Source organism: Paenibacillus arenosi, from assembly GCF_014841135.1.
GTDB lineage: Bacteria > Bacillota > Bacilli > Paenibacillales > Paenibacillaceae > Paenibacillus_B > Paenibacillus_B arenosi.
The window spans coordinates 1-25,903 of record NZ_JACYTN010000006.1 but is presented as its reverse complement, the minus strand read 5'-3'; the positions used below and the strand labels follow the sequence as shown (position 1 = coordinate 25,903).

At 44.9% G+C, this 25,903-nt stretch carries 20 protein-coding genes; 10 read left to right on the top strand and 10 right to left on the bottom strand.

Annotation, left to right across the window (positions count from 1 at the left end; genetic code table 11):
- Nucleotides 1-3: 3 nt before the first annotated feature.
- The 4 genes from IFO66_RS10610 to IFO66_RS10595 form a co-directional block, all read right to left on the bottom strand.
- A complete protein-coding gene (locus tag IFO66_RS10610; protein WP_192025119.1) occupies nucleotides 4-2,433 on the bottom strand; it encodes a sugar phosphate nucleotidyltransferase in 2,430 nt (809 codons plus the stop codon).
- Entirely contained in the window at nucleotides 2,430-5,525 is a 3,096-nt protein-coding gene (locus tag IFO66_RS10605) for a 1,4-alpha-glucan branching protein domain-containing protein (protein ID WP_192025118.1), read from the bottom strand. Before IFO66_RS10605 ends, IFO66_RS10610 begins: the two co-directional genes overlap by 4 nt.
- A 26-nt stretch (nucleotides 5,526-5,551) precedes the next feature.
- On the bottom strand, nucleotides 5,552-6,070 hold the full coding sequence (locus IFO66_RS10600; RefSeq protein ID WP_192025117.1) for a DUF4912 domain-containing protein: 519 nt from the start codon (nucleotides 6,068-6,070) through the stop codon (nucleotides 5,552-5,554).
- A gap of 225 nt (nucleotides 6,071-6,295) precedes the next feature.
- Nucleotides 6,296-6,511, bottom strand: a complete 216-nt coding sequence (locus IFO66_RS10595) for a hypothetical protein (RefSeq protein WP_028593053.1) — start codon at nucleotides 6,509-6,511, stop codon at nucleotides 6,296-6,298.
- A 244-nt stretch (nucleotides 6,512-6,755) separates the two neighbouring features.
- Between IFO66_RS10595 and IFO66_RS10590 the strand changes: the two genes are divergently transcribed.
- The 3 genes from IFO66_RS10590 to IFO66_RS10580 all read left to right on the top strand — a co-directional run bounded on the left by IFO66_RS10590 (nucleotide 6,756) and on the right by IFO66_RS10580 (nucleotide 10,492).
- Nucleotides 6,756-7,166: a hypothetical protein gene (locus IFO66_RS10590; protein WP_028593052.1), complete on the top strand. Its 411-nt coding sequence runs from the start codon at nucleotides 6,756-6,758 to the stop codon at nucleotides 7,164-7,166.
- A gap of 294 nt (nucleotides 7,167-7,460) precedes the next feature.
- Nucleotides 7,461-8,921 (top strand): ATP-binding protein, encoded by a 1,461-nt coding sequence (locus tag IFO66_RS10585; protein ID WP_225445673.1) that lies wholly within the window; start codon nucleotides 7,461-7,463, stop codon nucleotides 8,919-8,921.
- 50 nt (nucleotides 8,922-8,971) lie between these two features.
- Nucleotides 8,972-10,492, top strand: coding sequence for a leucyl aminopeptidase (locus IFO66_RS10580; RefSeq protein WP_192025116.1), 1,521 nt, complete (start codon nucleotides 8,972-8,974; stop codon nucleotides 10,490-10,492).
- 69 nt (nucleotides 10,493-10,561) lie between these two features.
- Here IFO66_RS10580 and IFO66_RS10575 read toward each other — a convergent pair whose 3' ends face one another.
- On the bottom strand, nucleotides 10,562-11,542 hold the full coding sequence (locus IFO66_RS10575; protein ID WP_192025115.1) for a DMT family transporter: 981 nt from the start codon (nucleotides 11,540-11,542) through the stop codon (nucleotides 10,562-10,564).
- A 155-nt stretch (nucleotides 11,543-11,697) separates the two neighbouring features.
- Between IFO66_RS10575 and IFO66_RS10570 the strand changes: the two genes are divergently transcribed.
- The 5 genes from IFO66_RS10570 (at nucleotide 11,698) to IFO66_RS10550 (ending at nucleotide 16,765) form a co-directional block, all read left to right on the top strand.
- A complete protein-coding gene (locus tag IFO66_RS10570) occupies nucleotides 11,698-12,594 on the top strand; it encodes a LysR family transcriptional regulator (protein WP_028593049.1) in 897 nt (298 codons plus the stop codon).
- A gap of 38 nt (nucleotides 12,595-12,632) precedes the next feature.
- Nucleotides 12,633-13,730: a serine hydrolase domain-containing protein gene (locus tag IFO66_RS10565; RefSeq protein ID WP_192025114.1), complete on the top strand. Its 1,098-nt coding sequence runs from the start codon at nucleotides 12,633-12,635 to the stop codon at nucleotides 13,728-13,730.
- A gap of 112 nt (nucleotides 13,731-13,842) precedes the next feature.
- Entirely contained in the window at nucleotides 13,843-14,793 is a 951-nt protein-coding gene (locus tag IFO66_RS10560; RefSeq protein WP_192025113.1) for an aldolase catalytic domain-containing protein, read from the top strand.
- Nucleotides 14,794-15,103: 310 nt separating this feature from the next.
- Nucleotides 15,104-16,120, top strand: coding sequence for a LacI family DNA-binding transcriptional regulator (locus tag IFO66_RS10555; protein ID WP_192025112.1), 1,017 nt, complete (start codon nucleotides 15,104-15,106; stop codon nucleotides 16,118-16,120).
- A gap of 255 nt (nucleotides 16,121-16,375) precedes the next feature.
- Nucleotides 16,376-16,765: a hypothetical protein gene (locus tag IFO66_RS10550; RefSeq protein WP_192025111.1), complete on the top strand. Its 390-nt coding sequence runs from the start codon at nucleotides 16,376-16,378 to the stop codon at nucleotides 16,763-16,765.
- 8 nt (nucleotides 16,766-16,773) lie between these two features.
- Here the strand turns inward: IFO66_RS10550 and IFO66_RS10545 are convergent, their stop codons facing one another.
- Nucleotides 16,774-17,418, bottom strand: coding sequence for a DUF1796 family putative cysteine peptidase (locus IFO66_RS10545; protein ID WP_192025110.1), 645 nt, complete (start codon nucleotides 17,416-17,418; stop codon nucleotides 16,774-16,776).
- Between the two features lie 221 nt (nucleotides 17,419-17,639).
- On the opposite strand from IFO66_RS10545, the gene IFO66_RS10540 reads away from it, so the two are divergent.
- Entirely contained in the window at nucleotides 17,640-18,416 is a 777-nt protein-coding gene (locus tag IFO66_RS10540; protein WP_192025109.1) for an FkbM family methyltransferase, read from the top strand.
- A gap of 100 nt (nucleotides 18,417-18,516) precedes the next feature.
- Here the strand turns inward: IFO66_RS10540 and IFO66_RS10535 are convergent, their stop codons facing one another.
- The 4 genes from IFO66_RS10535 to IFO66_RS10520 are packed head-to-tail and all read right to left on the bottom strand — an operon-like array spanning nucleotide 18,517 to nucleotide 24,504.
- Nucleotides 18,517-20,040, bottom strand: coding sequence for a glycosyltransferase family 4 protein (locus tag IFO66_RS10535; protein WP_192025108.1), 1,524 nt, complete (start codon nucleotides 20,038-20,040; stop codon nucleotides 18,517-18,519).
- Between the two features lie 29 nt (nucleotides 20,041-20,069).
- Nucleotides 20,070-22,490 carry a glycosyltransferase gene (locus IFO66_RS10530; protein ID WP_225445672.1) on the bottom strand — a complete coding sequence of 807 codons (2,421 nt, stop codon included), beginning with the start codon at nucleotides 22,488-22,490 and terminating at the stop codon, nucleotides 20,070-20,072.
- Between the two features lie 17 nt (nucleotides 22,491-22,507).
- A complete protein-coding gene (locus IFO66_RS10525; RefSeq protein ID WP_028593043.1) occupies nucleotides 22,508-23,458 on the bottom strand; it encodes a GDP-mannose 4,6-dehydratase in 951 nt (316 codons plus the stop codon).
- Nucleotides 23,455-24,504, bottom strand: a complete 1,050-nt coding sequence (locus IFO66_RS10520; RefSeq protein WP_192025107.1) for a mannose-1-phosphate guanylyltransferase — start codon at nucleotides 24,502-24,504, stop codon at nucleotides 23,455-23,457. Before IFO66_RS10520 ends, IFO66_RS10525 begins: the two co-directional genes overlap by 4 nt.
- 589 nt (nucleotides 24,505-25,093) lie before the next feature.
- Here IFO66_RS10520 and ltrA point away from each other — a divergent pair.
- Nucleotides 25,094-25,903 (top strand): group II intron reverse transcriptase/maturase (gene ltrA / locus IFO66_RS10515; RefSeq protein ID WP_192025106.1); only part of this gene is annotated, 810 nt, incomplete at its 3' end.

Here is a 25,903-nt window from a genome sequence, read left to right as displayed (position 1 = left end):
ATATCACTTCCTTAACGTTTGATGTGATTGAAACAAGCGGGAAGCATAATCATGAGCTAAACGTTCTGCGTCCATGGAATTGTTAGCATGTGCGTATATTTGAAACAGTGGTTCATCCGCATCGGGCATAATGAGTACGGTTCCATCATCGCCTGAAATACGAATGCCATCCAGCAGTTCTACTTGCTGTCCATCAGACCGGACCCATTCCATCACTTTCCGCATTAAGATGCCTTTTTCATGCCAGCCGCATTGAACAATTTCTTTGGCAGTATGCGATTCTGGAAGATTGTGCAGCAGATTATCTACTGCGCTATTCTCGTCTGCGAACAATTGTAATAGTAGGCCGATGGCATAAAGGCGATGGCTGAGGGGGCAGAATGGAACTCCTGCTGTCGCTTCCATAACTGAACGCAACGATTCCTTTGTGCGAACTAAGCGCAGTGTACGTCCCATTTTTTCTTCTTCGATACCTATGCTGAACGAAGCAGGGACGCCTAGAACAGCGGGCACGCCAGTACGTTCAAGTGCGTAAGCAATTACGTGCATCAGCCCATCATCTGAGAGTAGAGAGCCTGAGCGTGTAACTACCTGAAGCTGAAGATCATCCCCTACATAAATGCCCACATCCGAATGAGTCTGCTGGATTAGTGCTGCTAGTGATTCTGCATCAAAGGCATAGTCTTGAATAATAAGTCTTCTACCTCCAACAGCGGCTGAAAATCGTTGGACAAGATCGATGTCAACAGAAGGAGAGAGTTGAAGCACATAGGCGAGAGAAGAAGTGTGGGCAACAGAGAAGTCTAGTTCTTTCGCAAGTGCCGACAAGTATTGATCTACAGCATATGCATCCTGCCTCCAACTGCCTACTGCTTCTGCATGGCAGCGTACGTAGTCTTCTTGAAAATAGGCGTTCTCGATCTTCCGTTCTGCTGACTTAGCAATTGGCCAACCGTGGCCATCCATCCATGAAAGTACCGCTTGAGGCACATGTTGATGATCCAATTGGACTTTTATGTGAACAGCACCTTGTGCAGAACGATTGCGTACGGCATGGCGAGTTACTTCATCCGCGCATATTCCGATGTCTACAACATGGACGCCTACAGACCGAAGGCCTGATACAAAGCTGTCTTTCAACAAGGAAGAGTAGGTATGGCTGCAGTTCGCTACGATTACGGTAGCTTCATTTGGCAGCGTATAGCCGTATGCTGCCCCTAGCTTTCCAGCTCGGTCAGGATGGATATCTACATTCGGGATGCCGACTATCCCCCGACTTGTGAAAAGAGGCTTGGATGCCTCATTGCTCCAGATTAAAGATTCATGAACGGCTGTATTCGTTGGCACAGTTTTGTTAGGCCATAATCGTACATTGCTTCTGATCGTTGCCTTGGACCCAATCGTGCATCCCGATCCAATGACGCATCCTTCATCTAGCTGTGCACCAGAGCCGATGATGATGCGATTCATCATGAGACTGTCTTGCAGTTCGCTATGTTCGCCAACATAATTTCCGTTCCACATAATCGTACGCTCTAGCTTGGTGGAAGAGTGAATGGTATTGCCTTCGCCTAGTACGGTATACGGTCCTATCGAACTAGCGGGGTGCAATTTGCAGCCTGATGCGATATAAGCAGGTCCGTTTAGATGGATACGGGACGGTAATTTAACGTCGGACTCCAAGTATATGCCTGGCATTACTTCTGTGGCAGCTAAGTTTACCGATACTTTTCGATCCAGCATATCGAACTGAGATTGACGATACTGGGTTAGGTTGCCGATGTCTGACCAATATCCTGAAGCGGTATAACCGTATAGCCGTTCCTTTTTTTGCAGCAGGGTAGGGAAGAGGTCTAGGCTGAAGTCGTAAGGTGAGTTATCTGGTATCCAATTGAAGATGGATGGCTCTAATACATAAATGCCAGTATTGACTGTATCGCTGAAAACCTCGCTCCAGCTAGGCTTCTCCAGAAAGCGAGTGACGCGGCCATCTGACTCTGTCATAACAACTCCATACTCTAGAGGGGAGTCTACTTGAGTAAGGACCATCGTTGCCAGCGCTTGCTTTGATCTATGATATTCAATTGCCTTCCTTAAGTTGAAATCGGTTAGCGCATCACCGCTCACGACAATAAAAGTCTCATCAAGGAACGCTTCTGCATTTTTGACACTACCAGCTGTTCCTAAAGGTGAATCTTCTTCGAAATAAACGAGCTGTACTCCATACTCAGAGCCATCTCCAAAATGATCACGAACGGAATCTGGCAAGTATTGAAGGGTGACAGCAATTTGATGAATATCGTGACGCTTCAACAAGTCGATAATGTACGCCATGCAAGGACGATTAAGCAACGGTACCATCGGTTTCGGCGTGTTTAACGTTAGAGGACGCAGGCGTGTACCTTTTCCTCCAGCCATAATAACTGCTTTCATTGAGCTATCACTCCTTCATAAACTTGTCTTGTAGAAAGGGAAATGACATCCCAATCATAAAGAGTTGTCACTTTTCGATAGGCTTGCTTAGCGAACTGCTCAGCTTTGTCAGGATAGAGCAGTAGGTCGGTAATATGCCATGCGAGAGACTCGGTATGTCCACACAGCGCTTTATAGCCATCATGATTATGGTCGATAATTTCTGCCAACCCTCCTGTATCTGAGACGACGATAGGTACACCACGACCCATCGCTTCCAGTGCAACGATACCGAAAGGTTCGTACAAGCTAGGGAATACGGATACATCTGTAATATCAAAGAGCAGATCGCGTTCTTCATCGTTGACGAATCCTGTAAAATGCACACAATGGGACAAGCCAAGCTCAGCAGTAAGGCGCTTAAGTTCGGATGCCATAGGGCCTGCTCCAGCGATAACAAGTTTTACGTTAGGAACGCGTTCTTGGACAAGCTTTAGCGATGACAATAGCACTTGTACGCCTTTTTCATAAACGAGTCGGCCAATGAAAAAAATGATCTTGTCTTCTGGCTTAGCAATCGTGGAGCGAAAAACTCGGATGTTATCTATATCTGTGCTGCGAATCGGTAATGAAATATGATCGGGGGAGTGATTGTGTGCAGAAGATGAGATCGTACTGACGCATTCGACTCCATTTGGAATGACACTTACTTTCATAGGTGGCAAATCAAAGATTCGCTCTACTTCACGCTTCATCGCTTGAGAACAGACGATAACATGCTCTGCTTTTTGCGTAAGTTCGTACTCCATTTCGTGAATGCGTTGCTGCATGTCAGTATGAATAGCCCCGTGATTCCGCCCATGCTCTGTTGCGTGAATCGTGACTACAAGTGGGAGCTGGTAGGCTTCCTTTAAATCTTGGGCTGCTAGATAAACAAGCCAATCATGGGCATGAATGAAGTCAAAATGAATCCCTTCTGTAATTAGGGCATCGGTGCAAATGGTAAATGAAGCATTCATCTGGAAAATCCAATCCATAAACCCAATCTCGGTCATGGATGGGGCGAGTGGAACTCGATGTACATGAATCCCGTCCATTTTTTCATAGAGCGGTGTTCCAGGTACTTCTCTTGTGACAATATGAATCTCGCAATCTCTTTTGACGAGATAGCGTGACAAATCATAAACAGCTCGTGACAAGCCTCCTATCACTAGTGGAGGGAATTCCCAAGCTAGCATGAGGATGCGTTTTTTATTCCAAGCTGAATTTTGTGTAAGGCTGTTTCTATCATTTGCATCTTGCTGAGAAGGAGAAGTGGGTAGCTGCTGACGAATATAAGCAAATAAGGATGACAACATAAGTTGATGGTCCGATGATGATGGGGCAGCACTAGTAGAGCTATTACTACGACTGTTAAGTGTTTTCGTTGCTTCATTTGTCATGGCATCCAGCAAAGTGCGATAATGTAGATTAGGGAAACAAGGAGTATCAGCCTCGAATTTCTCCAGTTCCGTCAAATTGTAAATGCCGTGCTCCAACATATGAAGAAGTATCTGACAACGCTCAAGATGATGATTCGTACGTTCGATGGCATAACTAGGTACGGTATCCGCATCAAGAATAAACGCCCAATCGCTTGCCGCTGCCAGCATAAGTTCACGAATCGATTGATTGGCAAGTCGTTCTCGAATGGTAGAATAGCCCCAATCATTCGCATGTCTTTGCAGCACGGTGAGGAGATTTTCCTCTGCTTTGTGAAGCTGTTTATAGATCCAGTCGTTTTTTTCTTGGAGCCAAACTTCGGCATAACCGCCGCGTCCCCAACTGCTCATCGACATTTCAGCCTGCTGCACATTTGGTACAGCGTTCACATAGTCGAGCGGGGAAACGAAACTTAATGTTTGATTGCCTTGCTGCTGCATCTCATGCCATTCTCTGAATACGGCTTCGATCCATTGCGGTCCCTCATACCACCAATGACCGAACAACTCAGCATCATACGGACATAGAACTATGGGAATGCCAGTTACATTGTCTTTGGCATGCCTTAGTTGTTGTATCCGGCTATGTATAAAATGTCGGGCGTGATCGACCGTGCGTGCACGGGCCCATTCCGGGCAATAGGGCTGCTTCTCACCATTGCTACCGGTAATGCGATAATATTTCAAGCCGGTGTTAATTCGCGCTCCATCGGCTAATAAATGAGGCTTAATATAGTTCCATTCGTCCTCGTCATACCAGCCAAGATCGAAACCGATATCACGGTAATACTCCCGATAATCCGGATCACCCGGATAGCCTTCGTGGCTGCTCCATACTTGATGGGAAGACATTGCATCTCTTGGGAAAGCATACACGCCGTCCTCTGTCGTGATAGGTACGAACGTATCATTGACTGGCATTGGCTCAGCCTGCTGTAGTGCATGTTGGTCGACAATAAAGTAGCGAATACCGGATTGCTGCAATAGTTTTGATAAATGAGGGGCGTAAGCACATTCAGGAAGCCAGATGCCATCTGGCCGAACACCGAAGTGGCGCTCATGCTCCATGATTCCGTATTCAATTTGAGCTTGTGCAAGTGCAGAATGCTTAAGGAATGGGAGAAATGCATGGGTTAATGCACATGTCATTAGTTCGAGATGACCTGCTTCATAATGACGCTTAAATTGAGGGATGATGGAACGATCCCATTCGCGAAACCGCTGCAGAAGGTAAGACCAATGCTGGGCATACATGTCTGCGACAGCTTGCAGCTCTGGTTGTGCTGCTGTTCGTGTTATTTCCGATTGTGCTAACTCAACAGAGCGTGACAAATAACGTTCATATCGTAATTGCATGAGTGGATCATCCATCATAGCTAGCAGAGTTGGCGTTAATGTCATCGTCAGCCGGTAAGGAACCCGATCACGTTCCAGACGATCGAACATATCTAAGAGAGGGAGGTACGTTTCAGTCATAGCTTCATAGAACCAACGCTCCTCTAATCTCTCTGCCTGCTCGTTATGTCGTACATAGGGAAGATGGGCATGCAGCACTAAAGCTACACAGCCATCGCCCGCTTTATGCACCCTATTTAGCGAAATCGTCGAGTTTGTTTCAAGCAATTGGCTCATCGTATCGTCTAACCCCTTTAACATGATTAATTGTCGCTATAAAGCGTGTATGTTGAGAATTGTTGAAACGGTGAGTAATTGGATTGTCCGTATTGTTGGTGTTGGGAGTCAGATGGCGAGCATTCGTGAATAGTTGATGATTCATGCCTGACTTCTACTATCCAATCCGGGTCATTACGCGGTGTTCCGACTAGAGTTGAGCGTAGAAGAGAGACGAATTGGTGATTGTGATTAATAAATCCATAATCAAGCGCATATCGATGGCGAGGCACCACGTGACGGAAGTACCAGCTCTCACTATTGCCAACCTCGGCATCATAGTAGATCAAGGGTGCGGAATCTGATTCCGAGTAAGTATACTGATAGAGGCGGGCAACTCTGCGCAGTTCATGCCAAGAGCTCCGGTAGTGCCGCTCGATAAGAGACTTTAGACGTTTGCTTACTTCCCAATAGCCAAACAGAACCGTCGGCTGTTGAACCATCAGGTGAATAATATTGCTCTGATTCGCAGTGTAATGGCGATTATTAATGGATGGCTGAACCATAGCTGCCTCCTTCCGTTCTCTTTATTGCGCTTGTGCTGATGACCGCACAAACTCGTTTCCTGATCATCTTATCCGTGCGTACAAAGATGTATGTCTAAGTTTTTGGTAAAGATATCCCAGTGAAACTTAAAATCTTGTTGATTGTGAATCTATGAAATGAGGTATTATCTTAGTAGATCATCGTGAAGAAAAGAGAAGCTGGCGGATTTTATCAGTACGGTATCCTTATGAAGTGGGCACACCAAACTTTGCTTGCGTGAGACGAACGAAGTCATCATACCGATTTTCAGAATGCAGCAACTGCTCGAACGTATTTATAGATATGGATGAAAAAGATCTACACTCGCCTGTTGCATAGCTAGCAACTAATTCGTGGTTCCTTTCGTTGTAAGTTAAGTAACTGATCTGCTTGGATGACAGGAACAATACATGAGAAGACATCTTTTCATTCCTCCGTTCCATTGGATAGGTTTTATCATCTATATGCGCTTGCTAATTCGCTTATGCGTGTAGGACAATCGCGTCACGAGCAAGACTTTAGTCACCATTTTTCATCATAAAAAGGAATTTCGTGGTAACGAAGCGAATATGCTTCTATAACTATGTTCCGCGATACAACTTGGGTACACTACTTATGAGTGCAACGCTTCTCATTTACTCTGACGTTATGCTGAGGAGGGAGAACATGAGCTTCTGTTGTGGAGCAAGTATGATAGGAACACAGGGGTCACTACAGCATTATCGAACAAGGATTCATAATGTTCCCCTGTTGCTGTGCCCGGTATGTCAACGCATCGAGGTACATTATTTGGTTGAAAATGAGTATGAAATCGTTGCCGATTATGCGCAGACAGATGGGGCGGAGGAAGTTGACTTTCAAGAGTATGTCGTGCAGGATGAAAGCCGTATATTTGAGAACTGTGTCAATCATGAGGATGAAGATCCTCTAGATATCGTCCGCAGCCAGATTGATGTGTCATTAGACTTATTGGCGCTGGCGAAGCAGTGGGATGACAAGCCCTGGGAGTTGCAATTGAAGCGTCGATTGGCGCTCATGAGCAGGCGCAAAGCCCAGTTGATGAAGCAGCGTTCGTGAATCAGTTGTTACAACAACAAGCAGAAGTTTCCTTTATCAACATAGGCGATTCATGTTGTTTGTCGCACGGACTATCTCTTCTAAGTCTGTTCACATACGACATGGATCGCCTTTCTTTGAGTTTCACCATGCACAACGTTCCATTTAGGTTACTTTTAGCCGATTCATCTTTTTATACGATTATTCGACATTTTCTAGGGTTGATTAAGTGATGTCATTATAACTATCATGTAACTATTGGTAACCAGAGCACATCTTGTCCAGTCAAAAGTAGTGGGCAGTGAGGTGATCACGATGATAAGTCCTTCCGAAGATACGGTGTTGGACATAGTGAATTGGAAGTCGCAGTATACAAAGAGTTTGCGCCAGTTTATGTTGAACGGCAGCGAGAAAGACTTGGAGACGGCCAGAACAATTGCTAGGACAAGCCAACAAGTGAAGCCCTATGACGTTTTAACCCTTCATGAAGATACGATGACTATGATGATGTCACATGTGGAATGGAATGAAGCTGCAAAGATGCTGCATCGATCTTATGTCTATTTTGTGGAATGCTTGTCCGTCATTCAGATGGAACAAGGGAGCAAGGAGGGGGAGTTTTTGGCTATCAACCCTATTCGGGAACCTTGGATGCAACCTAGTCGTGCTCTATTTGCCGGGGACTTCAACCAGAACAAGTACGAAAACGTACTGCAGCAGATGGACTGTGCTATCGTCTTGTTCGATGAAGACGGTACTCTTTCATTTGTCAATGTTGCAACCGCGACGTTACTTCAAGTTCCGCGCAAACAATTAGTCGGCTGCACGCTGATTGAGCTTATGCGTCATCCGTTAATTCAACGGGATAAACGGAAATTGATGATTCGGGTATTCCGAGAGACTATCCAAAGGAGAAAGCGCTATCATGAAATAACGGATCGTCAAGGAAGAACTTTTCTCGTGACGTTCACCCACGGTGAGCAAATGGATGGAGATTTCTTGTTCAGCATTAAAGATGTATCGGACTATAAACGTATTGAACAGACAGCTGTACAGAACGATAAGTTGGCGATATTAGGTAAAATTGCAGCGGCGATTGCGCATGAAATACGCAACCCATTAACATCGATTCGCGGATTTATTCAATTGCTGAGACCTCATTTGATGAACTTAGGCAAAGAAGAATATGCACGCATCATACTGGCTGAAATCGATCGAGCCAACGATATCATTTTTGAGTTTCTTAACTCTTCGAAGCCAACAGCTCCCCTTACGACAGAAGTTCCGATTTCGTCTTTGCTGCGGGAAGTGGTGCTATTGACCGAGAGCGAGGCGTTAATGAAGGACTGTGAAATAGAGTGGATGGAACATGCGCCTGAACAGCCTCTTACTGTATCTATAGACGTGAAGCAGATTAAGCAAGTGTTTCTAAATATGATCCGCAATGCAATCGACGCGATTGTTGAGGTGGCTCACCTTCGCAAAGGTAGCATTCAAATTCACGCCGTTAAAGAAGGCAAGTATGTAGCCGTAACGATACGTGACAACGGAAAAGGGATGGATGAACGCACCCTTGAACGGCTGTTTGATCCATTCTTTACAACGAAAAATGAAGGGACAGGCTTAGGCTTGTCTGTCAGCTATCGCATTATTCGTAATCATGGTGGAGTGATCGAGGTAGACAGTCAGCAAGAGGAATGGACCCAATTCGTTATTCGCTTGCCGATTTCGAATGGTGAACAACCTCGACCTTCTTCTTCACTTGGAGAATGGTAAGTTTGATATGATATAATAGATGACATCATAAGAGATAAAGGGTGGTCAGGATGGTTAAGCTCACGAATGCAGAAGCACTTCAACACGTAACAATCCAAGTTAGCTCTTCACTAGAACAATCCGTAGAAGCGGATGCGGTTATTGCAATAGCAACAAAATCAGAATGGTTAAATGGAACGATGAATGTTCCTGGCGCAGCCATTTGTAAGCAGTCGATACAGACAGGCGTTATTAAGGCACAAGCAGGAAGTGTTCATGTATTTCCAGCAGGTGAAGGCCATGTGCGTTTCTTAATAGCGATCGTTCGTTCCGAACATGGATGGACAACGGAAGAACTGCGCTGTGCGTTTGCCAAAGCAGCAAGAGAAGTAATTAGATTGAAGGCAGCTCATCCGGCTATATATGTAACCCATGAGTTTGCTGTTATTACGCCGGAGAAGCGGACAGCTATTGTAGCGCAAGCCGTGGTAGAGGGCTGCTTGCTAGGAGCTTATCAACGTGATACGTACAAGAAGGAAGCAGAGGCTCCACATCATTTGCAAACGCTAGAACTGTTCGGAGCTGTTCTGGATCATGAACAATGGAAAGTGGGCGCAGAACGTGGTCATGCTTATGCGATTGGTACGACGATTGCAAGAGACTTGACTAATTTGCCAGGCAATGAACTTTATCCATCTTCATTAGCTGACGTAGCAGCTCGTATAGCAGATACGTATCAGTTGGAAATAGAAATACTTGATGAAACCGAGCTTGAGGCTAAAGGTATGGGCGGCATTATCGGTGTAGGCAAAGCAAGTGTAAACCCACCACGACTCATCGTCCTTAAGTATCAAGGCAAAGAAGATTGGTCAGATGTACTCGGGCTTGTGGGCAAAGGCATTACGTTTGACACGGGTGGTATTTCCTTAAAACAAGCAAATGGCATGGAAGAAATGATTAGTGATATGGGTGGCTCAGCGGCTGTTCTAGGTACGATGGCAACGATCGGTCGTTTGCGTCCGAACAAGAACGTCATTTGTGTCATTGCATCTGCCGAGAACATGCCTGGCGGCAATGCTTTGAAACCGGGGGATATCGTAAAGACCTACAGTGGACGCACCATTGAGGTCATTAATACGGATGCTGAAGGTCGAGTTGTTCTGTCTGATGCGATGACCTATGCGAAGGAACTCGGCGCATCGAAGCTTATCGATGTAGCTACATTGACAGGGGCTGCGATCGTGGCATTTGGTGATGTGACGACAGCCGCGATTACAAATGATGAGCCTTTATTGAATGAGGTGCTTGCAGCATCGATGCGAGCAGGCGAGCACGTATGGGCGCTTCCATCTCATAAGGAATACTGGGATTTATTAAAGAGTGATGTGGCGGATGTTCGCAACAGCTGTGGACGCGGAGGCGGAACAATAACAGGTGGATTGTTTATTGGAACATTCGCTGACGGCTTGCCTTGGGTTCATCTTGACATTGCGGGAACTTCATACTTGAAGAAGTCGCGGGGCGTTAATCCGAAAGGCGGAACAGGCGTTATGGTACGTACACTTGCGGAGACAATACATCCTTACGTGTAACAGCAAAAGCGAGTTGCAAACAAGAAGGAGAGGCCATCTTCATGACCTCTCCTTCATCCCATTCTGTGATTAGGTTTGTTGAGCTACACTCGATCTGGACGGAGTCTTGCTTCTTTTCTCCTTCATCGTCGCTTCCGCTCTTCGACTTGCTACGTTATCTACTATAAGTGCACAAGTAATGATGACTGTTCCTAAAATTTCTGCTGCAGATACTTGATAGCCCTGAATGATGGAAATGATAAACGTTGTTGCAGGGACAAAGTTGATGAAAAGCATACCGTTAACAGGTGACAGCAGTTCAATGCCTTTAAGCCAGCACAGCAGTGCTAACAATCCTGCAATGAAAATCATAAATGACATTTCAGGCCAAACTCCAGTTAATTCACTAATTGCAGGTGCTTGAATCTGATCAAATGCAGATAAGATAAGTACGACAACGAGGGAAGTCGCTGACCCATATATGCAAGTTAATGTCGAAATTCGGAGTGCGGACCAGCCTTTAAATTGTCCGCATGATATGGTGTAAATCACCCAGCCAACAACAGCTACAAAGATAGCTAATAGTGGGATTGGTTTGAATTCGCCACTGCTAAACATCCCCAAGTCGCCTTTCGTAACGACGAAGAGAACACCGATAAATGCTGCTATTACACATCCTAATGTAATCATGCGCGGCCGTTTGCGAGTGACTGCCCAGACGATGAGAACCGCGAGCATAGGCATAAATGACTCCATAATGGAGGCTAATAATACTCCTGACTTTCCGAGCTCCTTCTGTCCCCAAAATATACCGAAATTATAAACGGTAAAGGCAAACGTACCGGACATCCAGAGTAAGAAGAATCGACCTTCCGCACGAAATGCTTGTCGACCTTCTTTCCAAAGCAGCAACAAGATGAGTAATACGGATACAGTTACATAACGAATGGTTGAGAACCAAAATGGATCCAAATGATGCAAGGCGCTTTCTGCAACAGGGAACATAGCTCCCCATGCTACAGCTGCAATGAAGCAGCATAGAGCACCTTTCCATAGACGTGACGCCGACATTGTTACATTCACTCCTAGCATATACACTTTGTATTTATACGACTTCTACTATTTTCAATAACATCATAAGTGGCTTCAACTATCTTGTAAAATAATTATAAGTGATTTAAAGTATCATTATTAATGATATCAAAGTGTCGTCGGAGAGGTGCATTATGGAAATTAGCGATATGCAAATCTTTATGGAAGTAGCAAAACAAGGAAGTGTAAGTAAGGCTGCAGAGCAGCTTGGATATGTACAATCGAATGTAACAGCACGTATACGCTCTTTAGAAAAAGAAATGGGCCGACCGTTGTTTCAACGTCATCGTCGTGGCATGACATTGAATCCAGAAGGTCGAAAGTTGCTCGTTTATGCGGAAAAAATGACGATGCTGATGAATGAAATGCATAAAGCCTTTCAAAATCCAGAAGATCCGGCTGGAATGCTGAAAATTGGTTCTGTCGAGACGGTTGTTGGATTGCCTGACATATTGAATCTCTTTTACCGCAGATATACGAATGTAGATATTTCGCTAGTTACGGGTGTCACGGAATCTCTGACGGAAGAGGTACAGCAGCTTAAGCTGGATGGGGCATTTGTATCTGGTCCTGTAGATGTTCCTAATATTGATCAGCACGTTGTTTTTGAAGAGGAGCTTGTACTTGTATGCAGTCACAGTCGAGAAGAGTTAAATACGCATACGAAATTAGAGGAATTGCTGCATCTGCCATTGCTCGTGTTTCGTCGCGGCTGCGGTTACCGTGCCAAATTGGAGAAATGGATGCAAAGCGAAGGAGTCACACCGATTAAAGTGATGGAGTTCGGTACGCTAGAGACTATCATTGGTACAGTTGTTGCTGGCTTGGGCATCACATTAGTACCTCGTGCGGCTGTGCATAAGTTGGAACGTGAAGGATTGGTTACGTTGTTCTCCATTCCTGAATTATTTCGCCAAGTATCTGTTGTTTATATACGTCGCTCTGATGCTTATATGGGAGAAGTTGAACGTCGCTTTCTTGAGACGATAACAGAAGTGAGAGCAAAGCGTCTTGCTGCCATGTATGAGTGATGCAAGTAGGGGAATGTAAAAGTGGAGTGTGATTCGCGATGCGTCGAATGATTACGAGTCTTATATCTATTATTGTAATCGCATTGCTAGCTAGCTGTACGATGGGGGACAGCGGTACCACTAGGCTGAAACCAACGATTACAAAGTCTATTCATCATGGTGATGCGAATCATAAAGCAGAGCGGAGCTCGTGGAAATTCATCTCCCCCGATGAGGCTGGCTTTGATATGGAGGCATTGGATACAATCAAGCTTCGTTTGGAGAGCATGCCGATTTATGCAATGGTAGTCGTAAAAAATGGAGCTATCGTGGACGAATATTATAGGGAAGGTTACGATGCAAATACACGATTTCCGATAAATTCCGTTACGAAGAGCATTACCTCCGCATTAGTAGGGATTGCCTTGCAAGAGAAGCTTATTGAAGGTGCTGACGATCTTGTAGCAGACTATTTCCCACGCTGGAAACAAGATTCCGAACCTCGTAATGATAAGATGACGATTAGGCATTTGCTGACGATGAGTACGGGGTTAGATTGGCCTGAGTGGAGCGAATGGGATTATGGTGTAGAACCGATGATCTATAGCAGTGATTGGGTATCATTTGTTCTGAATCGGCCTATGAATGAAAATCCAGGTACGAAATTTAACTATAATACAGGTGCTTCTCAGCTCTTATCTGCCATTATTCACAAGCAATATGGAGAAAGTCTTCAGACGTATGCTAACCGCAAACTATTTGAGCCCTTGGGTATCCGTGATGTGTTTTGGTTGACAGGACCTAATCAAATGAGTGCTGGTGGACTTGGAATGGAAATGGTCCCACGGGATATGGCCAAGTTCGGTCAATTGTATTTGAACGGCGGAGAGTGGGAAGGGCATCAGATCGTTCCGAAGATCTGGGTTACTCACTCCACATCGAAGCATTCGAAAGGATCTCTATGGTTTGGAAGCTACGGATACCATTGGTGGGTCCGATCAATGGCGGGTTTTCAGGCTTACTTTGCAATGGGGCACGCAGGACAGTATATATTTGTGGTCCCAGAAAAGAAGCTAGTATTAGTATTTACGAGTAATTTGGAGGATTCCAGCGCATTGATTCCTTATGCAGAAGAAATTGTCGAAGCTGTTTACTAAATGAGATTTTTGTAGTAAGTGATGACTTTGTTACAAACTGATCTTTTGCTTTGCTTTCTAGGTTGCTTTCCATTAAAATGAAGAAAATTAAAAAAACAAAGGGGACAGCGAGATGAAAACAAATCATTGCAAAATTGTTGACTGTACCGTTCGTGACGGAGGTCTCGTCAATAATTGGGATTTCAGTGTCGAATTTGTGCAAGATCTGTATGCTTCACTTAATGCAGCTGGCGTCGACTACATGGAGATTGGATACAAAAATTCTCCTAAGTTGATGAAAGGTTCAGAGGCGGCTGGTCCTTGGCGTTTCTTGAATGAGGATTTCTTGAACAAAGTGATTCCGAACAAAGGCGATACAAAGCTCTCTGCACTTGTTGATATTGGCCGTGTAGATGAGAATGATATTTTACCTCGTTCCGAAAGTTTGTTGGACCTCATTCGTGTCGCTTGTTATATCAAGGATGTAGACAAAGGGCTCGACCTCGTGCAGAAGTTCCACGACCTTGGTTATGAAACGACAATTAATATTATGGCTTTGTCCAATGTCATGGATAATGACTTGGTAGAGGCGTTCCAAATGATTAAAGAAAGCCCTGTTGATGTAGTTTATATTGTCGACTCCTATGGAAGCTTAGACCATAATGATTTTAAGTTCCTCGTAGAGAAGTTCCAAGAACATTTGCCTAATAAGCGCCTAGGTGTACATACACATAACAATATGCAATTAGCATTTTCCAATACGCTTGTTGCTGCTGAGCTTGGCGTTGAACTGCTCGATGCTTCTGTCTATGGAATGGGTCGTGGAGCGGGCAACTGTCCAACGGAACTGTTGTTGACGCATTTGAAAAATACAAAATACCATCTTCGTCCTTCACTAGGATTCATTCAAAAACATATGATTACGATGCGTGAGAAGTGGGAATGGGGATATTTAATTCCTTACTTAGTTACAGGCACATTGGACGAGCATCCTCGTTCGGCAATGTCCCTGCTGGCTTCCCCAGATCGAGACAAATATGAAGAATTTTATGATCGAATGATGACACCTGAAGGCAGTTTTTGATCATAAAATGACGTAAATCACCTTGCTTCAAGCTATTATATCGTGGCACTATTTCTATCTTTGCATATGCAGAGTCGAGATGGTGCTTTTTCTTTGTTACACATACGCAAAAAATGTCATATTAGTTGACAAAAATATAGTCCAAGCGCATAGTCGACTAGGTATTTTTACTTATTATTCGATAAAAATGTATAAAACCTCCTTTTTTCAGCGGATATTTGCTTCATTTTGTTGGAATTTTGGTTGACATTGTATATGATTAGGAGGACAAACTTCAAATCCATAGATTACAGACGAGGAGAGTAGAAGCATGAAAGTCAGTATTTTTGACGTAGCTAAAAAAGCTGGCTTGTCCGTTGTAACCGTTTCTCGTGTGTTAAACAATGCTAAGACGGTGCGCGAGAAAAATAGGCAGAAGGTTCTTCAAGCGATGAAAGAACTGAATTATCATCCTAACGCAGCGGCACGCAGCTTGGCAAAAGGAAAAACGGGTGTAATTGGCGTCATCGTTACGACCCTTCAAGATTCATTTTTAGATACAGTAGTGCAGCATATTTCAAGTCATTTGAAACAATACAGTTATTACTTAGCCATATCCGTAGCTAACTATCCAACAGAGGTTGGTGCTGGTAAGGAACTTATTCAAGAAGACCGTGTAGATGGTTTGCTCGTATTGGCGGCTGTCCATGAAGAAGACTACGTGAACGAATTGCGTAGGCGGAAGATACCATTTGTACTAATTGATTGTCAAAATATCCAACCTTCCTTTTCCTCTGTTCTCGTTGATAACTTTCAAGGCGGGTATGAAGCAACGAAACACCTTATTGACCTAGGACATACTTCCATTGCTCATATCAAAGGCTCCGATTATTTTTTAAGTGCAATCGAGCGGGAAAGAGGTTTCCGTTACGCACTAAGTGAAGCAGGACTCAAGCCATTCGCTGTAGAATTTGGCCAGTTTACGATTACTTCTGGCTACGATGCAGTTCAGAAGTGGCTGCAAGAAGGAAGCCTGCCTACAGCGGTGTTTGCCGCAGATGACTTCACTGCGATTGGAGTTATCAACGCATTGACCGAAAAAGGATACCAAGTTCCCCGCGACATGTCCGTGGTCGGCTATGACGATCAGCTGATGTTCGCTGAGCTGCGTCCGCATTTGACGACGATGAAGCAGCCTGCTGAACAGTTGGCTCGACATGCAGTGGATGTACTTATGCGTCAAATTAACGGCACGAACAAACGCAACATTACCGTTCGTTTTGAGCCAGAGCTGCTTATTAGAGAGACAACGGCTCCTGTAGAAAGTCATCAGCTTACGCACTCATAAATAGCTTATACATGGAACAGAAAAAGGTACTCTTAATGAATAGGTTCTCGTATGAAAGTTAATTTTTTTCATTATATTAATAGATAAGGTCAGCAGGTCAGCTAGAATGCATAGCTGACCTTTTTGTTGTGCATGTTGTGAATGGACCATAAAAGCCCCTAAGCATAGCTGAAAATCAGCAAGTATCCCATGCTTATCCATGACAAGATGCATACGCTATTCCATAACTCGAACATGGTGAGTGAGGGATAGGATGTGCTCAAATTTCTAGATACACGCCATCTGCCATATGGCTCTTTTCAACCTATTATACCTAGCATCAAGGAACACGCCTTTGGCTGGATGTGTCTTCATGGTGCTGAGTTAGGGGAATGGACGGGCATCCAGATGGAGATTGACTGGGCAAAAGTAAAAGAAGCGGATCTAGGCGAGCTCGAACTGCTTATTCGGATTGATCATGCACAAGGTCCTCTTGTCTATCAGGCAACAGAAACTTGCCATGAGAAGGGGACCTTGTTTGTAGATTATGAGATTCAGGCAGAACAAGCAGGGGATCCTACTTACTTTTTTTCATTTGTTTCACGTACGAATAGTGCTGTCGTACATGGACCTATCTTAATTAGGGGGTACATCGATCAATCTTAACGAAGTTATTAGTTTGTGAATTTTCTAGAGGGCACTATTTTTACTCCTTGCAGCAGTGTCTTCCAGTGGGCATCATTATCATTCCAAATATCATTATTTTTTGGAAGAGCAAAGGCTGTTCCGTATACGAGAGGCCAATGTAATGGGGAGAGGGTGCCCACATTTTCATGATTAACAATAAGCAAGTGAAACTCTTTTTTAACGTGGCTCCGAAGCTCCTGTTCTAGCAAAAGCGCATCGTTCATTGTCGTATCAGTACGTATAAAGAGCAACCGATCACTGCGTTCCATGTATTGATATAATCGCTGGATACGGCGAGTTACTTTGTCAACAACTTCAGGATAACTATTCCAATGGTGTTCATCATTATTGGACACAGGAAAATCATGTACGACGATGACTTGATAGCGATTATCTTGGATGAGCACAAAATCGTTTAATATACCAAGTGATTGTAAATGAGGTTTATACAAAAAATGATCAAAGTGATTATGAATAAGCTCTATGATGGCAGGTGTATGTTTGGAGTCCATCCAATCAATGGGCCCTGTAAAGCGCCGTAGGCCATTTCTTTCTAGTTGTATGGCAGGAAGGCAGTTGGAACCAAGACTGATCACTGCGTTATAGGATCCAGAACATCGTTCTGCATGCATAAGCAGCCTCCTTTCTAGCTACTAACATCTCTCTTATCCATTATGTATGCATGCTGATCTTGGTTGGTGTGGACAGGCGGGGCAACTGTGGAGAATGAATCTGCCAGGGCCTTATTGGAGTTGCTGTGCATACAATAGGAAATGCCAAAGAAATGCCTGAAGCTATAAGCAAGCTGACAAAGATGAGCGTTTTCTTGAACAAAATTGAAAGGAGCTGTGCTATGCAGCATGTAAAGACAACATTGCTTCGTATACCTGATGAAGATAAAGCGTATGTACTAACTTCAAATCAGGCAGATGCCATCTTACAAGGGGTCGAACAGGCTAACGGTTATTATGAGCCCCATCTTATGAGATGGATACAGAAGTATATAGCAGTGGATGCGGTTTGTATGGATGTAGGAGCGAACTTGGGAGCCATCTCGATTGCGATGGCACATCAGGCAAAGCAGGGTAAAGTGTATGCCTTTGAACCTTCTGCGCATAATTATCGTTATTTATCATTTAATGTGCATCATAATCAATTGCACAATATTGTACCGATACAGGCTGGCGCTTATGACGAAAATATAGAGCTTACCTTCTCTTATGTTGACTTCGGGGGAGGATGGTCTCATATTACAACCCCTCATTCTCGTCATGGTATTCAAGAAATTGTCCCTTGTGTAAAGCTTGATGATTGGATGAAGCAAGCTAATTTACACCGACTTGACTGTATTAAAATAGATGTTGAAGGCGCCGAGACGAGAGTGTTAAGAGGAGCGGAGAACTTGCTTCGTCAGCTTCGCCCTCATGTGTTAATTGAATTCAATCCTGATGCGCAGCGCAATATTTTTGGAGAAGACCCGGAGCAGCTGTATAACGCGTTAAAACAGTTGTGTCCACGATTGAGTGTAATCAACTTCGATGGTTCAATTGTTCCTGTTCATCAGTATGCGGATTTGCAACGAATGTTTGCAGATGGTCGTCAGCTGTGTGATTTGTGGGGAATTGTTTAATAGTTATGGTATTTACCAAATATGTAAAGGTAAGAGAAGAGGCTATCCCTTCGCACTAGTGGTCGGGATAGCCTCTTCTCTTGTTACATTTTCAACATGACTAGGATTGGATAATTTGCTCTAAACGCTGCCGCATTCTATTGCCTGCTGCAGACAAGCTGTAATGCTGCTGCATATCGGCTTGAGCCTTGGCGCCTATCGAGCGGGCGTTATTAGGGAGATCGTGAATCGTACGCATATAACGTGCAGCTTCAACGACAGAAGGTTCTGCCCACATTTGACCAGCTGTATATGGCCCATAGTTGTTTGTAATAGCAGTTAATGAAAAAGGAACGAGGTAACTGTTGTCTGCTGTCATATATTCTGTATTGCCTGACCAGTTCGTCGCGATGACCGGCTTACCGAGCATCATGGCCTCTGCGCAGCATAGACCGAACCCTTCAGCACGATGAAGGGATACATAAGCATCGCTGCATGCGATGAGCGACAACGTCTCCTGTCTAGATAAAGGCTCTGTAAGCAGCGTCATTTGCGGATGACCTTTTACAATCTGTTCTAGCTGTTGATAGCTCTCATTCCCGTTCTCTGGACAAAGTCCTTTAATAACAAGATGCACTTTCTCGTCATATTGGAATGCGCTGTTAAAGGCATGGATAACTGCAGCTGGATTTTTACGTTCTGTAATACTGTACGTATCGAACATGGTCAAGAAGACCGTGTGATCTTCAGGGATGCCAAAGCTACTTCTGTTGTAAGGAGATAAAGGCTCTGTAGTAATTCCATGCGGCATTGTATATACAGGCACAGGAGAGCGCTCAGCGATGGCTGCACGTACGAACTCAGAAGGAACCCATATTTCATTGACATGCTTGAAAGCAGCATCGAATTCAGGAGGTGCAACAGGTAGCTCCCAGTGCCAATAGCCTATTGTGTATTTTGACCTAAAGGTATCTTGAGAGAAATAGGAGATCACTTGCTCCAAAATATCAGGATTGAAATAAACAAGATTGACTCCATACTTAGGCGCTTCGGCTAGTTTCCCTAGCAGCGAATAATCTTGTTGTCTCGTTGTCTTTAATAAAGGATAGTTGTGGAGGGTAGTCGGAACGCCTGCCTCAGAGCATGCCATTGCCCCAAGTCTTAACGCCTGACCTATACCCATCTCGGCATAGCAAAATCCGAATAGATTCACACCTAATGTCTGCTTGGTTGATTGAGGGGGTTCTTGTTCTGGTAACAGAATAGGTTCGTGTAAGAAGGTGTCGTTCGTGCTCGATATGGGTGCACCTTCTACCGTTGAAGGTGAAGGGAGTGGTGGAGCTTCCGCCTGTAACGCGTGGAGTTTGCTTTTCTTTTCTCTATCCAGCGCTTTGACAGCGCGTAGTTCATTGAATGTACTGCTCACATATCGTTTGACACGTGTACGATGTTTAGATTTCTTTGTGTGTCGAGCTTTCTTTGCTTTTCGCTCTTGTTTGCGTCGAGCAGTTAACTTGGATGACGATCGAGAGCGAGACTGAGTTGAGGCAAACTTGCCTTTTAATTTACGCTTACGGCGTTGGGTTGCTCCTGTCGATTTACGAGATTTAGTGGGCCGAGTTGTATGTTGAGTGTCCGTTTTCATAGGGAAGCAATCTCCTTTCCGTGGGAGTATTAGCTTAACTGTTCCAGGCGTGATTTTATTCGAGCAGCGGCGTGATGCCATGTCCATCGCTCTGCAATTTGCTTCGCAGCTTTAGCGCCTATTTCTTGAGCTGCTGCACGGTTATTGTATACATAGCGCATCACATAGACGAGATGATCGTAGTCTGGATCAGCCCAATTCAGACCTTCATAGTAAATACAGCGTGCTTCTGCAGGAATAAGGCGACGAACAGGAATGGGGAAAGCATTATTTTCGTTCATGAAGCTCGTTGGTGCACTCCAATCCGTCGTAATAACGGGTAAACCGCAAGCCATCGCTTCCATAATGGGCATCCCCCAACCTTCTCCGCGTGTTGGGAGCACGAAGCAATCGGCGGAACGATATAGACTCCCCATTTGGTGGGAAGGAATTCGTTGATTATAAATGAACGTTATTTTTTCAGCTATCACGCCTAGGTTAAGCTTGCGAATTTCACTCGCGATATCGATGCTAGTGTCGTTGTTCGTTATCTTACATACGAGATGAACATCGTCATGCGGCTGGAAGGCATCGCGGAAAGCTCGGAATAGGAGTTCTGGTGCCTTGCGTTCCCCCCATTCGAATACACTTAAAAACGTATAGGAAGGTGAGAAGCGATTGAAGTTGACATGTGGGTGGAAATATTGTGTATCTACACCTAATGGCATTACGTGAATAGGGACGTGTACACCACTTTCTCTGAAGGCATACATGTTAAACGAAGAAGGTACCCAGACTTCGTTCATCGCGTTGCTTTGGCGTATCCATTCATTTGGCAAGCCATCTACTTCCAGCATCGTGAATCCAATTTTGTATTTATTCGGGTTCCGTAAGAAGGCATCTCCTTGCCCGTATACGATGCCCGGATTAGACAAGCTTTCTTGACGCTGCTGATAGATTTGAATTCGCATATCTGTTGATTCAGCTGGCTCCTCCAATTCTATTGGTGAGCCAGGCCCGTATACATATCGATACGAAACCATAACATTTTGCTGCTCCAAGGCATTCATAAAGTTGCGGGAGGATTCTGCGTATCCGAACAGAGGCAAATTAACAACGGATCGCCAAGTGATGCCTGTTTTGTACTTGGCAAATAGCTTCTCTTGCCACTTTGAGCGGAACACGCTCTGGGATTTTTCGTACATTTCCCAGAAGTCGACTCCATTAACACGCGTGGAAGTATTGTGGTGGTGCAGCATCGTTAATCTGCCATCATAGACAACACGATACCCAGCGTACCAAGATTTATAGCAGTAGTCTGTGTCATCGAAGTAGGAGAAGTAATCACTGTCTAGAGGGCCAATCTTATTCAATAACTCACGTTTAATATAGGCGCAGGCGAATACGATACCTTGCACATCCCGAATATCCACATACTGTCTTACATCTGTTTCCAATCCACCAATCTGCTGACCCATTAAATTGTCCGGCATAATATAGGTGCCTGCATGATGTAGCGAACCATCGCTACCTCGCAATCGGCAGCCAACAATACCGATATCAGCGGCGCTTAAAGCTGTTTCTTGCAGCAGTTTTAACCAATCTGGGCGGCTGTTTCTAATGTCATTATTCAATAATACGATATCGCTGTTTGGATCAGCATGCTTGATCGCAATGTTGTTGCCTGCAACAAATCCTGAATTATAGTCTAAAAATATCGGTTTAATCCACGATTGTGACTTTAAGTAGTCAGCTGTTCCATCTGTACTGCCATTGTCGAGGACGATAACATCTATCATTGCATTGTTCTCACTGCTGCTGCGAATAGCTTCTAGGCAGGAACGAGTGTAGTCTAGCGCATTCCACGCCAAAATGATGACGGTGATGCGGCGGGCAAGATGTTTAGATGAAAGAGGAAAGAGATCCGTCATTGCATCATCAGGTTGAGATTGAAGAGCAAAGGTTGTATATCGAATGTCAGCTTGTGGTGGCTGTCGGGACGCAGTGGCTGCACGGGAAGCTTGCAACTGTTCAGCATGAGCGGTTTGGAGTGCAGATTGAGTATTTGTTGAAGGAGCAGAAGCAGGTAGTGGGGCAGTTACGGCAGTTCCAGATTCAGTTGGATTTACGTTGGATGAAATGGTTGTGCTCGTTGCAGTGGAATGTATTTCATTCGTGTTAGAAGGTGTACTGGATGTTGGTGATATAGGTTCAACTACATGTTGATGTTGAACTTCTGTCACTGGGGTAGCTATCGTGTGTGCTGACGATTGTCGCCTTGCATTTCTAGATTTACGAAGTCGTCGATTTTGCTTTTTTCTTTTGTTGGTGTGGAAGCCAGTAGAGGTTGACTTTTTGCTGCGATTTTTACGGGTAGATTTCTTTCGTAATTGTTTTTTCTGTAATGATTTTTTTCGCTTGGACGATTTCTTTTTGATACGTGATTTGGATCGTTTGCGAACCGTGCTCAAAGCGACTCCGCCTCCTTTCAGACGCGTTCACGCCAATATTGAAGAAGATCATGCAAGGTTTGCTCTAATGGGATTTGCGGTTTCCATCCGGTTTGTTTCTCGAAGCGGGATGTATCGCCAAGCAGAATCTCGACATCAGAAGGCCGCATGCGGGCAGGGTCGGGAACAATATCAATCGTTACATCGCTCATATCAAGCAGCATGTGAAGCATGTGTTCAATCGTAATGCAGGAACCTGAAGCAATGTTGTAGCATTCTCCAGCTTCACCTTTTTCTAAGGCGAGCCAATATGCTTTTACAACATCACGGACATCTGTGAAGTCTCGCTTGGCTTGCAAGTTCCCCACATGCACGGTAGGTGGACGCAACCCCTTCTCAATCTCGGCAATCTGCTTTGCGAAGTTGGAGGTGACAAATTGTTCTCCACGTCTTGGGCCAGTATGGTTAAAAGTCCTTGTGCGAACCGTGTGAATGTCATAGCTCTTGAAATATTGGTAGGCTAAATAATCTTGAGCCGCTTTACTTACCGCATATGGACTGAGAGGGCGGAGTGGATTGTCTTCCGTTATTGGTGTTTCATGCGCTTCAACATGCCCGTATTCTTCGCTGGAGCAGGCGATTTGGATTCGTGTGGGCAATTGGTATCGACGAACGGTTTCGAAAATATTTAACTGTCCAGCTACATTGTTGTAGATCGTATCTGCCGGAGAGTTCCACGATGTTGGTACAAAGCTTTGAGCTGCTAAATGAAAAATATAATCTGGTTTTTCTTGAGTTAGCAACGTTTCTACAGAAAATGGATCGCGCAGCTCACATTCAAGCAAGCGGACTTTATCTTCGATGTGTGAAATATGATTCATGCGGCTGCGGTTCCGAACGGTTCCGATGACCTCAACTTGAAGACTAAGTAAATATTCAGCCAAATGACTGCCTGCGAAGCCTGTAATTCCCGTAATTAATGCTTTCATGGAGAAGGTTTCACCTCTTTTATAGAATGGTGTTTCCAAACGTCCTTATCTTTCATAACTTCCTTAATGCGCTGCTCTTCGGATTGATGGCAGACGAGGAGTCCATTTTCTGTAGAAATAATAATAAGATCGCTAGCTCCGATGACGATGGCTTCTTTATCCGAAAAAATAATATTGTTGTGTGCATCAAGAGAGCGAATGTTACCTTGTGCGACATTTCCAGCTTCATCTTCATCATAATAGCGTTTTACGGCATTCCAGGTTCCTACATCATCCCATTCCATATTGACGGGCAATACGTACAGTTGAGAAGCATGCTCCATGATGGCATAGTCCACAGATAGCTTGGGGAGGTGGGAATATATTTCATCGGTTGAAGGATATGTTTCAGTTAGCGGCTTCCAGATTGATGGGCAATGCAGCTCCATTAAATAGGCGATCGTGGAAGGTCGCCATACAAAAATACCGCTGTTCCAATAGGTTCGAGGTGTATGAATGAGCTGTTGAGCAGTGGGGAGATCTGGTTTTTCGATAAAGGAAGCTACAGGGAATAATCCGTTGCTGGAGAGCTCTTCATTTGCTTTAATGTATCCGAAACCTGTCTCTGGTCTTGTTGGGACGAGACCAAGCATGACTACATTATGATGGTGGTCGGCTTCCTTTGTGGCGATATAAAGAGCATCTCGCAGTTTATGGACTTGAGGTACATGCTGATCGGAAGGGACGATCGCAAGCGGCTCATCTTGATTGCGATGAAGAAAAAATAGTGCTGTTAACGCGATACAAGGAGCTGTATCTCGTGCGCATGGCTCGATAATAAGCTGACCTGGCTCGCATTCAGGCAGCTGTTCCATAACAAGTTCGCTATAGGCATGGGTAGTGGCTACGTATATACGTGATGCAGGGAGCCACTGTCGATATCTGGCGTATGTTTCTTGCAGCAGCGTTCGGGAGGATAAAAGGGGGAGGAACTGCTTAGGTTTATGTTCGGTGCTTTTAGGCCAGAATCTTATGCCTTTTCCACCTGCCATGATAACGATGTTCAATGGTTATCACCTCCGTCGTGATGCACAAAGTTGTTTTTTCTAAACGATAACCTAGTCTTGTCATGTACCCTATATTATGATTACTAGGCAAATAATTGTAACGGCGTTCGTACCGTATGACGAGCAGATGAAAATAAATAAAGACAGCCCAGTTTAGGGGCTGTCTTAGAGTTGTTGTACGCCCAGCATGGGCGTCATCTCTAGGGTGAAAGTCCCGAACGGGGGCTGGCGAACGCCTACCGTTAGCCAAGAGCAAGGGTGTCTGTCGTGAGGCAGAATCTGAAGGAAGCTGGAGGCAAATGCACGAGCCAAGGTACACGAACTGGATTTGAGGCAGGGTTAGCAGGATGAGTCACCAACACATGATGAAATCCGAAGTCGCCAAGGGCTAACCTTGTAGACTCCAGTGGTTGCGGGCAGAAAGATGACGTTCTTATCTGGGGAGGCCTGTGGGAAAAAAAAAGCGAAGTAACTTCGTAACCGCAACCGCGAGGTTGCGCTGAATTCACAGGAGTCAGCAGAGGCCATAGTACGAGAGTACGGGACGCCGGAAATCGGAAGGGCTGAACCGAAAGGAGAGAGGGGACCGATGCGTTCGTATGAAGAGCAAAGACAGCAGAATATCTCGCAAGAGAGCTTGCGGCAAAGAGAAGCGGTGAAGCCGTCAGGGTATGCCGGAGTGCCGAGTTCTTCGTCGGCACAAATCCAAGTTTCCTCTCGCGAAGAGAATAACGACTTGTTGGAACGAATGCTCAAAGGAGACAACCTGAGACTTGCCTACAAGCGAGTGGTACAGAACGGCGGAGTGCCTGGTGTGGACAGTGTAACGGTAGCAGATCTACAGGCTTACCTGAATACACACTGGGAAGCAGTGAAAGTGGAACTCCTACAGGGAACGTACAGACCCATGCCAGTCAGACGGGTGGAAATCCCCAAACCCGGAGGCGGTGTGAGGCTACTGGGTATCCCAACCGTGATGGACAGATTCCTCCAACAAGCCCTCCTGCAAGTGATGAACTCGATCTTCGACAGAGGCTTCTCGAGGCATAGCTATGGCTTTCGTCTTGGGAAGCGAGCGCATGATGCGGTGAAACAAGCTCAGAGCTACATGCAAGAAGGATGCCGCTGGGTAGTAGACATGGACTTAGCGAAATTTTTCGACCGAGTAAACCATGACATGCTCATGGCAAGGGTAGCACGAAAAGTGGCGGATAAGCGTGTCCTAAAGCTAATTCGTGCCTATTTGAATGCAGGGGTTATGGTGAATGGGATTCTGGAAGAAACAGAAGAGGGCACACCCCAAGGGGGCCCACTCAGTCCGTTGCTAGCGAATATTCTTCTAGATGACTTGGACAAAGAGCTAAGCGAACGAGGGTTGCGGTTTGTCCGCTATGCGGAT